The organism is Stenotrophomonas sp. YJH_SMC_25 (assembly GCF_059369595.1).
Genome location: NZ_JCAFSV010000012.1, coordinates 90,939 through 105,846 on the forward strand (window position 1 = coordinate 90,939; position 14,908 = coordinate 105,846).

Genomic DNA, 14,908 nt, shown 5'->3' on the forward strand with positions numbered 1-14,908 from the left:
TATGCTTGCCCGTCTTCCGAGCGTGCTGCTGTGCGCGCTGATGCTCGTTGCCGCACCGCGCGTGCAGGCGGCCGACCCCGCCATCGATGCGATTACCCAGGCGGTGGCGCGGCCGGATGTGCTGCGTGGCCAGTTCAGCCAGGAAAAGCAGGTGAGTGGCTTCAAGAACCCGCTGCGCTCGCAGGGCCGGTTCGTGGTCGCGCGCCAGCACGGCGTGATCTGGAGCACGCTCAAGCCGTTCCCCTCGGAAGTAGTGGTCACCGCCGATCGCATCCTCAGCCGGCAGCGTGATGGCAGCACCCGCGTCGAACTGGACGCGCGGCAGCAGCCGGCGATGCGTTCAGTGAACGCGATCATGTTCGCGTTGATGAGTGGCGACGTGCAGGCACTGTCCAGCCAGTTCAACGTGGCGGCCAGCCGTGAAGGGCAGGGCTGGCGGCTGCGCCTGACGCCGAAGTCGGCGATGCTGGCCAAGGCCTTCGAATCGCTGACCCTGCAGGGCGACCACTACGTGCGCCAGGTCGAGATCGTCGAGGCCAACAAGGACCGCACGCAGATCCAGTTCAGCGCGTTGAGCGAGGCGCCGGCCACGCTCAATGCCGACGAGGCCCGCCGCTTTGAGTGAGGCCGTGGCATCGAACGTACCGGACCGGTTGCGGCGCTGGTGGCACTGGCTGGGCATTGCCTGGCTGCTGGTGCTGCTGGCGCTGGGCGCACAGCAGTGGCAGCTGTGGAGCCAGCAATCGCGGATCGACACCGACATCCTCGCCCTGCTGCCGCAGGATGCGCACGACCGCCTGTTGAGCGACGTCACCCGGCGCATTGCCGATGGCAGTTCGCGGCAGGTCGTGGTGCTGCTCGGCAGCAAGGACAGCGCGGCTGCCAAGCGCGCGCAGGCGGCCTTTGCGGCGGCCATGGCCAAGGATGCCGACCACGCCTTGCTGGTACCCAGCGGCTCGATCGAAGGCTGGTTTGACGAGGCGCGCGCGTTCTACGCGCCGTACCGCGACCGCCTGCTGACACCGGCCCAGCGCGAGCAGTTGCAGGGCAGCGAACCGGGCGTGTTGGCCGAGCAGGCGCTGGCTGCGCTGTATGGCCCGATGGGTGCGCCGCGATTGACTGAATGGCGCCAGGATCCGTTGTCGCTGTGGCCGCAGTGGTGGCAGCAGCAGGCGCAGGGTTCGGGCCTGCGGTTGGGCGATGACGGCCTGCTTGAAGCCGAGGGCAGGCATTGGGCCGTGCTGCAGTTCGATACGCCCGGCTCGGCGTTCCAGCTGGATGGCGAGCGCCACCTCGATGGCCTGCTGGAACGTGCCGGGCAGGCCGCCACGGCGGCGGCGCCTGAGCTTGAAATCCTGCATGCGGGCGTGCCGCTGCATGCCGAGGCCGCTGCGGTGCAGGCCAACCAGGAGATCAACACCATCGGTTGGGGGTCGCTGGCGGCGGTGCTGCTGCTGGTGTGGCTGGCATTCCGCTCGCTGCGCCCGATCCTGCTGGTGGCCGCCTCGCTGCTGATCGGCTGTGGCGTGGCGCTGGCGGTGACCGTGCTGGTGTTCGGCAAGGTGCACGTGCTGACCCTGGTGTTTGGTGCGTCGCTGGTGGGCGTGGCCGAGGATTACGGCATTCACTGGTTCGCCTCGCGCCAGGCCGAACCGGCCGATCGTCGCTGGAAACTGCTGCGGCATCTGCTGCCCGGCCTGTGGCTGGCCCTGCTGACCAGTGCGCTGGCCTACCTGGCATTGGGCCTGGCCCCGTTCCCCGGCCTGCGCCAGATGGCACTGTTCTCGGTGGTGGGCCTGGCCGCAGCTTTCCTCACGGTGATCTTCTGGTTCCCGTGGCTCGACGGTGGCGAGATCCGCCAGACCCGCTTCTCGCAGTGGCTGGGCAATACGCTGGAGCGCTTCCCGCGCCTGCATGGCCGCCGCGCGGTGACGATGTTCGTGGTGATCACGCTGGCGCTGTCTGCCATCGGCATCGCGCGCCTGCAGAGCAACGACGACCTGCGCAGCCTGCAGTCCTCGCCGCCGGCATTGATGGCGCAGCAAATCCGCCTGAGCCAGTTGCTGGGCATGCCCAGTCCGGCGCAGTTCTACCTGGTGCAGGGTGTCGATGCCGCGCAGCTGCTGCAGCGCGAGGAAGCACTGACCGAGCGCCTGCGTGTGTTGGCCACCGACAAGCGCATTGGTGGCTATCGCGCGATCAGCGATTGGCTGCCATCACCGGCACGCCAGCAGGCCGATGCTGCGCTGACCGCGAAGGTGGAACCCGGCGTGCTGTCGGCCGTGTCCGAGGCGGTGGGCGAGCCGCTGCAGCGGCCGCAGTTCGCCGGTGCGCCGCTCACCGCCGAAGCCTTCCTGGCCTCGCCGGCCTCGCAGCCGTTCCGCCACCTGTGGGTGGGTGAAGTCGGTGGGCAGATGATCAGCGTGGTGATGGTCGATGACCTGTCGCGCGCCGATGCCCTGGCCACGCTGCAGGGTGCTGCCGAAGGCCTGCCCGGCGTGCGCTGGGTAGACCGCACCTCCGATTTCTCCAAGCTGCTGGGCCACTACCGCAAGCTGATGGGCGGGCTGCTGCTGGTCGGCATCGCACTGGTGTTCGGTGCGCTGTGGCTGCGCTACCGCCGCCAGGCCTGGCGCGTATTTGCCCCCACCCTGATTGCCGGCGCACTGACCCTGGGCCTGCTGGGCCTGTTCGGCCAGCCGCTGCAGCTGTTCAACGTGCTGGCGCTGATGCTGCTGCTGGGCATGGGCATCGACTACGGCATCTTCCTGATCGAACACCGTGGCGATGCCAGCGCATGGCTGGCGGTCTGCGTGGGTGCGGCCAGCACCTGGCTGTCGTTCGGCCTGCTGGGCCTGTCGCAGACCCCGGCGCTGCGCGCGTTCGGCCTGACCCTGCTGTTCGGCATCGGCCTGGTCTGGCTGATCTCGCCACTGTTCCGGCCGCCACCGCATGACCTGCCGCCGGCCTGAGTCCGCCTTCCGCTTTTCTTCTTTCCCCTGATCGAGCAACAAGGACGCCCCGATGAGTACTGCTGTGGATGCTGTCGAACGCACTGAAATCCTGATCATCGGCGCAGGCCCGGCCGGCTCCGTGGCCGCGGCGATGCTGCGCCAGCAGGGCCGCCAGGTGCTGATGCTGGAGCGCCAGCAGTTCCCGCGCTTCTCCATCGGCGAAAGCCTGCTGCCACAGAGCATGGAGTACATCGAAGCAGCCGGGCTGCTGCAGGATGTGGTCGAGGCCGGCTTCCAGTACAAGAACGGCGCGGCCTTCGTGCACGGTGAAGCGCGTACTGCCTTCGACTTCCGGAAGAAGTTCTCGCCGGGCTGGGGTACCACCTACCAGGTGCAGCGCGCCGACTTCGACAACGTGTTGGCACGCGGCGCCGAGCGCATGGGAACCACGCTGCGTTTCGGTGATGAAGTGCTGTCGGTCGAACCCGGTGAACAGCCTGCGGTGAACGTGCGCCGCCCGGATGGCAGCGAATACCGCATCGAGGCCGATTTCATCCTCGACGCATCGGGCTTCGCGCGCCTGCTGCCGCGCCTGCTGCAGCTGGAATCGCCATCCAATTTCCCGGTGCGCGGCGCGATCTTCTGCCACGTGCGCGACAACATTCCGGCCGAAGCCGACTTCGACCGCAACAAGATCCTGATCACCACCCATCCCGAACACATCGACGTCTGGTACTGGACGATTCCATTCTCCAACGGCTGCTGCTCGCTGGGCGTGGTCGCCGAGCCGTCGTTCTTCGAGCGCTACGAAGGCGACGACCTGCAGAAGCTGCAGGCCATCGTCGGCGAGGACCCCAACCTGACCCGCCTGCTGGCCAATGCCGAATGGGCGGTGCTGCCGGTGCGCCGCATCACGGGTTACTCGGCCAATGTCAGCTCGCTGTGGGGCCCCGGCTACGCGTTGCTGGGCAACGCCGGCGAGTTCCTCGACCCGGTGTTCTCGTCCGGTGTGACCATTGCCTTCAAGTCCGCGCAGCTGGCCAGCGAGTGCCTCAAGCGCCGTTATGCCGGCCAAACCGTCGACTGGGAAGCTGAATTCTCGATCCCGCTGCGCGCCGGCGTGAAGACCTTCCGCCGCTTCGTGGAAAGCTGGTACCAGGGCGGCTTCCAGAAGATCATCTACCACCCGCAGCAGCAGCCCGAAGTGCGCGACATGATCAGCTCCATCCTGGCCGGTTACGCCTGGGACACCAAGAATCCGTATGTGGCCGATGAAAGTGGTCGCCGCATGCGCGTGCTGGAGGAATTGTGCAGCGCCTGATCTTCCGTACTGCGGCCCTGCTGCTGTGCCTGCTGCTGGCCGCCTGTGCCGGGCGCATGCCCAAGCCCCAGGTGGAGCTGCCGCCACTGCGGCTGTCGCCGGCCAGCCTGCCGGCGCCGCTGGCCCTGCAGCAGCAGCTGCATTTCCGCTTCGGCAGCCATGAGCGCGACCTCGACGCGCTGCTGGAAGCCGACGCGCAGCAGGTGCAGCTGGCGGTGCAGGCGATGGGCCAGACCGGCGTGCGCCTGCAGTGGGACGGCCAGCAGCTGACCCAGCAGCGCGCGCCGTGGCTGCCGCCGCAGGTACGTGCCGAGCGTGTGCTGGATGACCTGCAGTTCGCGCTGTGGCCGACCGCGGCCATCGCCGCCGCGCTGCCGTCCGACTGGCAGGTCAGCGACGACGGCCAGCAGCGCAGCCTGTCGCGCGATGGCACGGTGTGGCTGCAACTGCAGCGCCTGGACGATGGCAGCGTGCAGCTGGACAACCGTGCCGAAGGCTATGCGCTGCGCATCGAATCGATCGACATGGCCGGACAGGACCGATGAGTGCACCGATCTACCTGAACGACCTGGGCGTGGTCTGCGCGCTCGGCGATGGCCGCGCCGCTGTCGCGTCGGCGATGTTCGCCGACGTGCCGGGCGGGCTCAGTGACAACGACAGCCTGTTGCCGGGGCGCACCCTGGCGGCGGGAGAAGTACGCACGCCACTGCCGGCGCTGGAGGAACTGCCGGTGGCCCTGCGCGGGCGCAACAACGCCCTGCTGGACGTGGCACTGGCGCAGATCGCTCCGGCGGTGGCCGCCGCGATCACCCGCCATGGCGCCGAGCGCGTGGCGGTGGTGCTGGGCACCAGCACCTCGGGCATTGGTGAGTCCGAGCAGGCCCTGCGCACCCACGCCGAACAGGGCCAGTGGCCGCAGGGCTTCGATTACGCCCAGCAGGAAATGGGTACTGCCGCGCAGTTCGTGCGCCAGCGCAGCGGCGCTCAGGGGCCCGCGTGGACCCTGTCCACCGCCTGCTCGTCCAGTGCCAAGGCATTGATGTCGGCTGCACGCATGCTGCGAGCCGGTATCGTCGACGCCGTGATCGCAGGCGGTGCGGACTCGCTGTGCCGCTTCACCGTGGCCGGCTTCAGCGCGCTGGAATCGGTGTCGGCCCTGCGCTGCAATCCGTTCTCGCAGCACCGCGCCGGTATCAACATCGGTGAGGGCGCCGCGCTGTTCCTGCTCACCCGCGAGCCGGGTCCGGTGTGCCTGGCCGGATGGGGCGAATCGGCCGACGCTCACCATATGTCCGCTCCCGATCCGCAGGGCCTGGGTGCCATCGATGCCCTGCAGCAGGCGCTGCAGCGCGCCGGCTGGGCGGCCGATGAAGTGGACTACGTGAACCTGCATGGCACCGCCACCGGGCACAACGATGCGATGGAAAGCCTGGCGGTTTCGCAGGTGCTGGGCAACGGCATTCGGGCCAGTTCGACCAAGCCCCTGACCGGCCATACGCTGGGTGCGTCAGGCGCGATCGAAGCTGCATTGTGCTGGATCGTGCTGGCCGAAAACCCGCAGCAGCAGCTGCCACCGCACTGGTGGGACGGCGTGGCAGACCCCGCGCTGCCGGCACTGCCGCTGGTCGCACCAGCCACCCGCCTGGCGCAGGCACCGCGGCGGGTGCTGAGCAATTCGTTCGCCTTCGGCGGCAGCAATGCCGTGCTGGCGTTGGAGCGTCGATGAACATGCTGTATGCAATTGAAGAGGTGGTACCGCACCGCCAGGACATGTGCCTGCTGGAGCGCATCACGCACTGGGACCAGGACACCATCGAGGCGGAACTGGTGGTGCCCGAGGCCGGCCTGTTCGTGGAAAACCACAAAGTGCCGGCCTGGGTGGGCATCGAATACATGGCACAGGCCATCGCGGCCTGGGCCGGCTGCCGTGCGCGTGCAGCGGGCAAGCCACCGCAGCTGGGCTTCCTGCTCGGCAGCCGCCGCTACAACAGCGCGCGCTGCAGCTTCCCCAGCGGCTCGCGGCTGCGCGTACAGGCGCGCTGCGAGCTGTTGGGTGACAATGGATTGGGGATGTTCGCCTGCCGCATCCTGGCGGGCGAGGACGAATGGGCGACAGCCAACGTGTCGGTGTTCGAACCGGCCGATGCGATGGCCTATCTGGAGAGTGGACAGGCATGACAGGGAATCGAAGCGTGCTGGTGACCGGCGCCAGCCGGGGCATCGGCCGGGCCATCGCGCTGCGCATCGCGCGCGATGGCTTCGACGTGGTGGTGCATTGCCGCAGCCGCCTGGATGAGGCACAGGCCGTGGTGGCCGAGATCCACGCGTTGGGCCAGCAGGCCCGCGTACTGATGTTCGACGTGGCCGACCGCGAGGCCGCACGCGCCGCGCTGGAGGCCGATGTCGAAGCGCACGGCGCGTACTACGGCGTGGTCTGCAATGCGGGCATCGCCCGTGATGGCGCCTTCCCGGCACTGTCGGCGGAGGATTGGGACCAGGTCATCCACACCAACCTGGATGGCTTCTACAACGTGCTGCATCCGCTGATCATGCCGATGGTGCGGCGGCGCAAGCCGGGCCGCATCGTCACCCTGTCGTCGGTGTCCGGACTGGCCGGCAACCGCGGGCAGGTCAATTACAGTGCCGCCAAGGCCGGCATCATCGGTGCCACCAAGGCCCTGGCGCTGGAACTGGCCAGCCGCCAGATCACCGTCAACTGCGTGGCCCCGGGCCTGATCGAGACCGAAATGCTCAACGATGAAGTGATCGAACACGCGCTCAAGCTGATTCCCGCCGGCCGCGTCGGCCGTCCCGACGAAGTGGCGGCCACGGTGGCGTTCCTGCTGTCCGAACCGGCCGGCTACATCACCCGCCAGGTGATCTCGGTGAACGGGGGCATGCTCTGATGGCCACCGATCGTCGCGTCGTGGTGACCGGTGCGTCCGCGATCAGTCCGCTCGGCCATGACTGGCCGACCATCGAGGCGCACCTGCGCAGCTGCCGCAACGCGGTGCGCGCGATGCCCGAGTGGGATGTCTATGCCGGGCTGAACACCAAGCTGGCTGCGCCGGCGCAGGACTTCGCGCTGCCGCCGAACTACAACCGCAAGACCACCCGCTCCATGGGCAAGGTCGCGATCATGTCGGTGCGTGCCACCGAAGTGGCGCTGCGCGAAGCTGGCCTGCACGAGCACCCGGTGCTGCGCAGCGGTCGCACCGGCGTGGCCTATGGTTCCTCGTCGGGCAGCCACGAAGCCACCGGCGAGTTCGGGCGCATGCTCAACGAGTTCACCACCGAAGGCATCAGCGCCACCACCTACCTGAAGATGATGAGCCACACCGCGCCGGTCAACATCGGCGTGTTCTTCGGCCTGTCCGGGCGTGTCTATACCACCTCCAGCGCCTGCACCTCGGGCAGCCAGGGCGTGGGCGCGGCCTATGAAGCGATCCGCAGCGGCAAGCAGACGGTGATGGTCGCCGGTGGTGCCGAGCAGCTCGACGCTACCGCTGCGGCGGTGTTCGACACCCTGTTCGCCACCAGCGTGCGCAACGACGCGCCGCAGACCACGCCGCGCCCGTTCGATGCCGGCCGCGATGGCCTGGTGCTGGGCGAGGGTGCCTGCACGCTGATCCTGGAAGACCTGGAGCACGCGCAGGCGCGCGGTGCCACCATCCTTGCCGAGGTGGTCGGCTACGGCACCAACAGCGACGGCCAGCACGTCACCCAGCCCAGCGCCGACACCATGGCCCAGGCCATGCGCCTGGCGCTGGAGGATGCGGGCCTGGAGGCGGCGCAGATCGACTACGTCAACGCCCACGGCACCGCCACCGATCACGGCGACATCGCCGAGACCCAGGCCACCGCGCAGGTGTTCGGCAGCCGCGTACCGATCAGCTCGCTGAAGAGCTACGTCGGCCACATGCTCGGTGCCTGTGGTGCGTTCGAGGCCTGGCTGAGCATCGAGATGATGCGTGCCGGCTGGTTCGCCCCCACGCTGAACCTGGCCGAGGTTGACCCGCGCTGCGGCCAGCTCGACTTCATCACCGGGCAGGGCCGCGAATTGCAGGCCGAGTACGTGATGAGCAACAACTTCGCCTTCGGCGGCATCAACACCTCGCTGGTGTTCCGCCGCTGGAGCGAATGATCCACCGTCCCATCCCGCCTTTTTCCTCAACCCACCCGCACCCCCGACAAGGAGATGTTCCGATGCGCCGCACCCTGATGATCGCCACGGCCACTGCACTGCTGGCCCTGACCTCCACCGCCTCCGCCCGCGACACCCGCGTTGAGCAGTCCCTGCAGGAGCTGGTCACCTCGCAGGCCGCCCGGGACGCCGGCATCGACGGCAGCGTGCGCTTCTACCTGGCCGGCCAGCCGGTCAGCGTGCAGCAGCGCCTGGGCGAGGACGTGACCAACAAGAAGACCAACGCCGCCAACAAGAGCGATGCCGAGGCCTGCCGCTGGGTCGCGCTGTCGGCGCTGCGCGCACTGCAGGACGGCGCCAAGTCGCGCGGTGCCAACGCGGTGGTCGACATCGTCAGCTACTACAAGAAGAACGAGTTCAAGAGCAGCACCAACTACGAATGCTATGCCGGTACGATCCTCGCTGGCGTGGCGCTGAAGGGCACCTACGCCAAGGTCAAGTAAGCGACCGCAGGGCAGCGGCGTTGCCTGAACGCCGCCGCCACATTGCTGAACCCCGTCGGGGAAACGCCGTCGATCACGCCGCCATCGTCGGCCGACGGCTTTCCCCGGTGTCGGCTTTCCGACACAATCATGGCTCTTCCCGGGTTATCGTCCCGCGGACATGCACGCCTACGTCTATAAAAGCCAACTCAAGCCTGACACCTACGTCTACGTTCCCCGACGCGATGATTTCAGCGCGCTGCCTGCGCCGCTGCTCACCTCGCTGGGTGCGCTCACCTTCGTCCTGGACGTGGCCCTGGATGCCCAGCGTCGCCTGGCCCAGGCCGACCCGGACAAGGTTCGCAGTGACATGAGCGAGCGCGGGTTCTACCTGCAGGTGCCGCCGTCGGTGGCCAGCCTGATGCCGCGCCACTATGACTGACGTCTCCCGTCCGCGCGCCCTGTCGATCGCCTTCGCCGTGGGCGCCTTGCTGGCACTGGGTGCTGCCGTGGGCGGCGTTGCCGGTGCCATCCTCGCCGCCCTGGCGCAACCGGCGTTCGCGCTGGGCGTATCGTGGTGGCGGCGCAGCCGTGCGCTGCTGCCGCTGAAGGTGGTTGCACGCCAGGACCTGCCGGCGCTGCTGGCACTGTGGGCGGCCGCACCGCTGCTGCTGGCGCTGCTGCTGGCCTGGCCGCTGGCGGCGCTGCGTGACAGCGGCAGCCTTGCGGCGGTGCTGGGCCTGAGTGTGCTGGTCAGTGCCGGCCTGCTCGCTGCCTGGCGCACCTGGCCGTTGTGGAACGATGTCGAACGGCTTGATGGCCGCCTGGCCCATCATTGGCAGGCGCTGGCCGGTCGCGACCTGACCGCCTGGCGCGGTCTCGGCGTGGCGGCGCTGGTGATCGCGCTGGCCGCGCTGGTGGTGCTGCCGGCCTGGCCGGGGCTGCTGCCGGAGAGCGCGCGCTGGCCCGCTGCGCTGGCGGTGGTGGTGGTGTCTCCCGTGCTGCACCTGCTGCTGCAACGGGTCGCGCCGGCGCCGCTGGTGTCGTTGCGCCCCAGCCCGATGGCGACGTCCAGCGCAGAACACGAACCGATGTTCGCTGCCGCGGCCGAGACCGCGCCGCTGGAGGCGATGGCACCGCAGGAGCTGACCCCGGCCCTGTATGAAGCCGCCCGCCACGGCCGCATCGACCGCGGCCTGCAGCTGCTGCAGGCCGGCGCCGATCCGTATGCGCTGCCCGACCCGAACTGGCGCGACCAGCGCAGCCTGGCGGTGCTGGCGGCGGTGCTGCCGGACCTGCGCCTGCTGCGCGAACTGATTGCCCGCGGCGTTGACGTGAACGCGCCGCACCGGGGCATGACCCCGCTGCTGGCCGCCACCCGCGACAGCTGGCATGGCCGCCCCGAAGCCGTGATGACCCTGCTCGCCAACGGTGCCGATTCGCGTGCCACCGACAGCGATGGCAACACCCCGCTGCACCATGCCGCGCGCAGTTCCGACCCAGGCGTGGCCGCGCTGCTGCGCGATGCCGCCGCCGAAGTCGATGCGCTGAACAACGAGGGCTGGTCGCCGCTGGCCGTGGCGTGCCAGGTCGGCAACTGGCGCCTGGCCCGCTTCCTGCTCGAACGCGGTGCGCGCAGCGAACCGGCAGAGGGCACCCCGGTGCTGCTGGCCGCCGCCGCCACCGAAGACGACGATCCGGCTGGCGTGCAGCTGCTGCTCAAGCACAAGGCGCGTGCCGACGCGCGTGATCGCCAGCGCCGCAGCGCGCTGCACGAGGCGGCGCTGGCCGGCCACGTTGAAATCATCGGCGTGCTGCTGGCTGCCGGTGCCAACCTGGAAGCACGCGATGCACTGGGGCGTACGCCCTGGCTGGAAGCTGCCCGTGCCGGGCGCGCCGCGGTGGTCGAACACTTGCTGCCGCACAAGCCGGACCTGGTTGCCGTCGACGGCGAAGGGCGCAACGCAGTGCAGCTGGCGGTGATGGCAGAGGATGTCTCGCCGTTGCTGGTCAAGCGCCTGGTGGAGCTGGGCATCGCCGCCGACGCGACCGATCCGGTCGGTCGTCGTGCAGTGGACTACGCTGCCGAAGCCGGGCGCTGGGCGATTGTCGCCCTGCTGGATCCGTCCTATCCGTTGCCGGCCGCGGTCAGTGACGGCCTGGCCGAGCGTGGCGAAGCCGCCAGTGCCAGCGGCCTGCTGCCGGACCGCCCGCCGCTGACCCTGCTGCGCGAAGCGCTGGGCTTCGGCAACACCGAAGGCATGGCCGCGCTGGCCAAGCTGTGCCAGCCGGAAGAACTGGGCGGCCTGCTGCTCGACCCCGAGCTGGCGCTGGAGCCGCGCGCGGTGGATTGGCTGCTGGGTCATGGCGCCGATCCCTACGTGCGCGACGCCTGTTCCGATACGCCGATGTTCGCGTTGCTGTCGCGCGGCATTGATGCGGTGCCGGCGTTGCAGGTGATGTTGCAGCGTGGCTTGTCGCCGGCCGGACGCGGTGGCCTGGCGCGCTTCCTGGCGGCCTGTGCGCAGCACGACCAGGCCGCCCGTGGCCTGGAACAGCTGGCGCTGGAATTGCTGGAGCGTGGCGCCGATCCGTTCGCGGCTTCGCCGGCCGGTGATCCGCCGTTGTCGCTGGCGGTGCGCCTGGGCTGGCTGCGCCTGCAGCAGGCGCTGCTGAAGGCGGGCGTCGATCGCGAAGCGCGCGACAGCCATGGCATGACCGCATTGCATCTGGCCACCGCATTGGCCCGCGAAGGCGCGCTGAAGCTGCTGGTGCAGCACGGTGCCTCGCCGGAAGCACGCGCCGCCGATGGCCAGACGCCGCTGGGCGTGGCGCTGTCGATTGGTCGCCGCGACCTGGCCGACTGGCTGGACTGGCGGGTGTGGCCGTTGCCGCGCCGCACCCTGCGCGAGTCCGATCTGCCGGCCGCCGCAATGGCCGGTGACGTGGATGCGGTACGCCGCCTGATCGATCTGGGCTTCGCCGTCGATGCGGTTGATGCGCAGGGCTGCACCGCGCTGCTGCGCGCCGCCGGTGGTGGCCATCTGGCGGTGACCGACCTGTTGCTGGCGCGTGGCGCTGATCCGCAGCACGCAGCGGCCAGTGGTGCCACGCCGCTGTCGGCGGCGGTCAGCATGCGCCAGGTGGACATCGTCTCGGCCCTGCTCGACGCTGGCGCCAAGCTGGAACACCGCCTGCCGGGCGGAGTGACCGTGCTGATGCTGGCGTCCGCGCTGGGCCTGCCGGACATCGTTGCGCGCCTGCTCACCGCCGGTGCCGACGTGCACGCCGGTGACGCCCAGCAGCTGGGCCCACTGCACTGTGCCGCGCTGTATGGCTTCAGTGCCCGCGTCCGCTCGCGCCTGCTCGCCCTGCTCGACACCCTGCTGCTGGCCGGTGCCGAACCGGACCAGGCCGCGGCTGGTTCGGTCACGCCGCTGCTGCTGCTGCTGGGCGCACGCGCCGAGCCCGGCACCGCCTGCGACGAACAGGTGGTGATGGCCGCAGTGGAACGCCTGCTGGACGAAGACGTGAGCCTTGAGGTGCGCGATCCGCGCGGCTTCGGACCGCTGCACCTCGCGGCCCTGCACGGTCTGCCGCTGCTGGTGCAGCGCCTGCTGCGCGCTGGTGCCGATCCGGAGGCGCGCGACAGCCTCAACCGCAGCCCGCGCGAGATCGCGGTGATGCGTGGCTTCATCGACGTGGCCGGCGAGTTTGAACCGCGCGTGCCGGGTGTCTCGTCAATGGCGCGGTTCCTGCGCGACAACGGTTGATCGCTGGAAAAGGGTAGTGCCGGCCGCTGGCCGGCTACCTCATGACATCTCCGGGATGACGGGATTGCCGGCCAGCGGCCGGCACTACCGGGTCCGCCATTGATCGGGTGGGTGCCGACCGTTGGTCGGCACGCCTACTTGCCGTCGCTTTCCGCGTCGGCCTCGAACAGATGCATCAGGTCGTTGCGTGCGTCGCGCGAGGTCTGGATCACCGCTGCCTCGTCGTCGTACACCAGGTACTGGTCGCGCAGCAGCTGCTCATCGTGCTCGCGGAAGCGCTGCACGTGGCGCTCGGCCACGTCCGGTGCCACGCCCAGCGCGGTCAGCACGCGGCCGCTCATCTCCAGGCTGGTGCCGAACACTTCGCGGAACGGCTCGGCCGACATGTCCATCAACCGCCACGCATGCTGGCGGTTGCGTGCACGCGCCAGCACCGTCGCGTCCGGGTACAGCCGGCGCACCATGCGCACCGCGCGCAGGTTGGTTTCCGGGTCATCCACGGTGATCACGAACACATCGATGTGCTCGCCCCCGGCCGCGCGCAGCATCTCCGGCCGGGTCGGGTCGCCGTAATACAGCTGGTTGCCGAATCGGCGCAGGTCGGCCACGGTATCCGGATTCGCCTCCAGCGCCACGAACGGCACCTTCTGCGCGGTCAGCAGGCGCGCGATCACCTGGCCGAAGCGGCCCATGCCGGCGATCAGCACCTTGGGCCGGTTGTCCGGCGCCACCTTGTCGGCCTCGGCCGGCTCGCGCGGAGTGGCTTTCTCCTGGCCGAGCAGTTTCAGCAGCGCGATCATCAACAGCGGCGTGATCGCCATCGACAGGCCGACGATCGCCACCAGCCGGTCGTGGTTGGCGTTGCCCAGCAGGTGCGCGCGCTGTGCCTCGTTGAACACCACGAAGGCGAACTCACCGCCCAGCCACAGCACGCTGCCCAGCAGCAGCGATTGCCGCGAGCTGAGCCGGGCGACACGTCCAACCGCGTAGAGCAGGCTGAACTTGACCACCAGCAGGATGCCGACACCTGCGGCGATCAGCCACGGCTCGGCGGCGATGCGGTCCAGGTCGATGCCCATGCCCACCGCGATGAAGAACAGGCCCAGCAGCAGCCCCTTGAACGGCTCGATCTGCGCTTCCAGCTCATGCCGGAACTCCGAATCGGACAGCAGCACGCCGGCCAGGAACGCGCCGAGGCTGGGGCTGAGGCCGGCTTCCTGCATGAACCAGGCGGTGCCCAGCACCACCAGCAGGGCGGTGGCAGTGAATACTTCCGGGCTGCGGGTGCGCGCGATGATGCTGAACACCTTGCGCAGCACCGGTCGTCCGCACAGGATCACCACCGCCAGCGCACCCAGCGCCACGGCCGCATCTTCCCAACGCAGGGTCTCGTTCTTCACCCCGCCCAGCAGCGGGATGGCCGCCAGCAGCGGGATCGCGATCAGGTCCTGGAACAGCAGGATGGCAAAGCCCAACCGGCCATGGTCGCTGTTGATCGCCTTGTGCTCGGACAGCAGCTGCAGGCCCACCGCCGTGGATGACAGCGCCAGCGCCACACCCACCACCAGCGCGCTCTTCCACTGGAAGTGGTCGAGCAGCAGCAGGCCGCCCAGCACCAGCCCGGACAGCGCCACCTGTGCCGCACCGGCGCCGAACACCGAGCGCCGCATCACCTTCAGGCGTGCCGGCGACAGCTCCAGGCCGATCACGAACAGCAGCATCACCACGCCGATCTCGGCGGCGCCGAGGATGCGGTCGGCGTCCTGCACGAAGCCCAGCCCGTCCGGGCCCAGCACCACACCGGCCGCCAGGTAGCCCAGCACCGCGCCGAAGCCGAACTTCTTGAACACCGGCACGGCGATGACCGCTGCCAGCAGCAGCACCAGCGCCAGTTCCAGACCACCGCTATGCATGGGAATACCTGGTCATCGGGGGAGCCGCCGTGCGTCCGTTCGGGTTGGGAAAAGCGTGGCGAACACCACCGCGCCATTATGCGCGCCGGCCTGTGTACGCACGAGAACAACCTGCGGGCAGGGTGCTGCCGCGGCGGGACCGGGTTGACCTGCATGGTCCACGGGTCCAGACTGCCCGCCGCTGGCGGCGCGTCCGTCGGCACACGCATCCCGGAGTACCCAACCCATGTCCAGCGACAGTAGAAGTCGACCTCGTTCGACGCCAGCGATGGCCACCGCCTGACATCGGGACGGTTTGCCTGCGTTGGCGTTGCGCGAGGT

At 69.2% G+C, this 14,908-nt stretch carries 12 protein-coding genes; 11 read left to right on the plus strand and 1 reads right to left on the minus strand.

The window, feature by feature from the left end:
- The first annotated feature begins 1 nt into the window (after window position 1).
- The 11 genes from AC5P7E_RS16370 (at window position 2) to AC5P7E_RS16420 (ending at window position 12,674) form a co-directional block, all read left to right on the plus strand.
- On the plus strand, window positions 2-625 hold the full coding sequence (locus tag AC5P7E_RS16370; RefSeq protein WP_196769509.1) for a LolA family protein: 624 nt from the start codon (window positions 2-4) through the stop codon (window positions 623-625).
- Complete coding sequence (locus tag AC5P7E_RS16375; RefSeq protein ID WP_065183619.1) at window positions 597-2,972, plus strand: MMPL family transporter; 2,376 nt, start codon at window positions 597-599, stop codon at window positions 2,970-2,972. Before AC5P7E_RS16370 ends, AC5P7E_RS16375 begins: the two co-directional genes overlap by 29 nt.
- 52 nt (window positions 2,973-3,024) lie before the next feature.
- Window positions 3,025-4,275, plus strand: a complete 1,251-nt coding sequence (locus AC5P7E_RS16380) for an NAD(P)/FAD-dependent oxidoreductase (protein ID WP_043034447.1) — start codon at window positions 3,025-3,027, stop codon at window positions 4,273-4,275.
- Window positions 4,263-4,820, plus strand: a complete 558-nt coding sequence (locus AC5P7E_RS16385; protein ID WP_005411599.1) for a DUF3261 domain-containing protein — start codon at window positions 4,263-4,265, stop codon at window positions 4,818-4,820. Before AC5P7E_RS16380 ends, AC5P7E_RS16385 begins: the two co-directional genes overlap by 13 nt.
- A complete protein-coding gene (locus AC5P7E_RS16390) occupies window positions 4,817-6,001 on the plus strand; it encodes a beta-ketoacyl-ACP synthase (RefSeq protein ID WP_099473860.1) in 1,185 nt (394 codons plus the stop codon). Before AC5P7E_RS16385 ends, AC5P7E_RS16390 begins: the two co-directional genes overlap by 4 nt.
- On the plus strand, window positions 5,998-6,453 hold the full coding sequence (locus AC5P7E_RS16395) for a hotdog family protein (protein WP_329761707.1): 456 nt from the start codon (window positions 5,998-6,000) through the stop codon (window positions 6,451-6,453). The genes AC5P7E_RS16390 and AC5P7E_RS16395 overlap by 4 nt, the downstream gene beginning before the upstream one ends.
- Window positions 6,450-7,181: a 3-ketoacyl-ACP reductase FabG2 gene (locus AC5P7E_RS16400; RefSeq protein ID WP_005414863.1), complete on the plus strand. Its 732-nt coding sequence runs from the start codon at window positions 6,450-6,452 to the stop codon at window positions 7,179-7,181. The genes AC5P7E_RS16395 and AC5P7E_RS16400 overlap by 4 nt, the downstream gene beginning before the upstream one ends.
- The gene (locus AC5P7E_RS16405) at window positions 7,181-8,419 is read left to right on the plus strand and encodes a beta-ketoacyl-ACP synthase (protein WP_005411595.1); all 1,239 of its coding nucleotides are present in this window, start codon (window positions 7,181-7,183) and stop codon (window positions 8,417-8,419) included. Before AC5P7E_RS16400 ends, AC5P7E_RS16405 begins: the two co-directional genes overlap by 1 nt.
- A gap of 62 nt (window positions 8,420-8,481) precedes the next feature.
- Window positions 8,482-8,922: a hypothetical protein gene (locus tag AC5P7E_RS16410; protein ID WP_005411594.1), complete on the plus strand. Its 441-nt coding sequence runs from the start codon at window positions 8,482-8,484 to the stop codon at window positions 8,920-8,922.
- 160 nt (window positions 8,923-9,082) lie between these two features.
- Window positions 9,083-9,343 carry a YcgL domain-containing protein gene (locus tag AC5P7E_RS16415; protein ID WP_005411593.1) on the plus strand — a complete coding sequence of 87 codons (261 nt, stop codon included), beginning with the start codon at window positions 9,083-9,085 and terminating at the stop codon, window positions 9,341-9,343.
- Complete coding sequence (locus tag AC5P7E_RS16420) at window positions 9,336-12,674, plus strand: ankyrin repeat domain-containing protein (RefSeq protein ID WP_495222856.1); 3,339 nt, start codon at window positions 9,336-9,338, stop codon at window positions 12,672-12,674. Before AC5P7E_RS16415 ends, AC5P7E_RS16420 begins: the two co-directional genes overlap by 8 nt.
- Window positions 12,675-12,808: 134 nt before the next feature.
- Here AC5P7E_RS16420 and AC5P7E_RS16425 read toward each other — a convergent pair whose 3' ends face one another.
- Entirely contained in the window at window positions 12,809-14,587 is a 1,779-nt protein-coding gene (locus tag AC5P7E_RS16425; protein ID WP_005411591.1) for a monovalent cation:proton antiporter-2 (CPA2) family protein, read from the minus strand.
- Window positions 14,588-14,908: the final 321 nt, after the last annotated feature.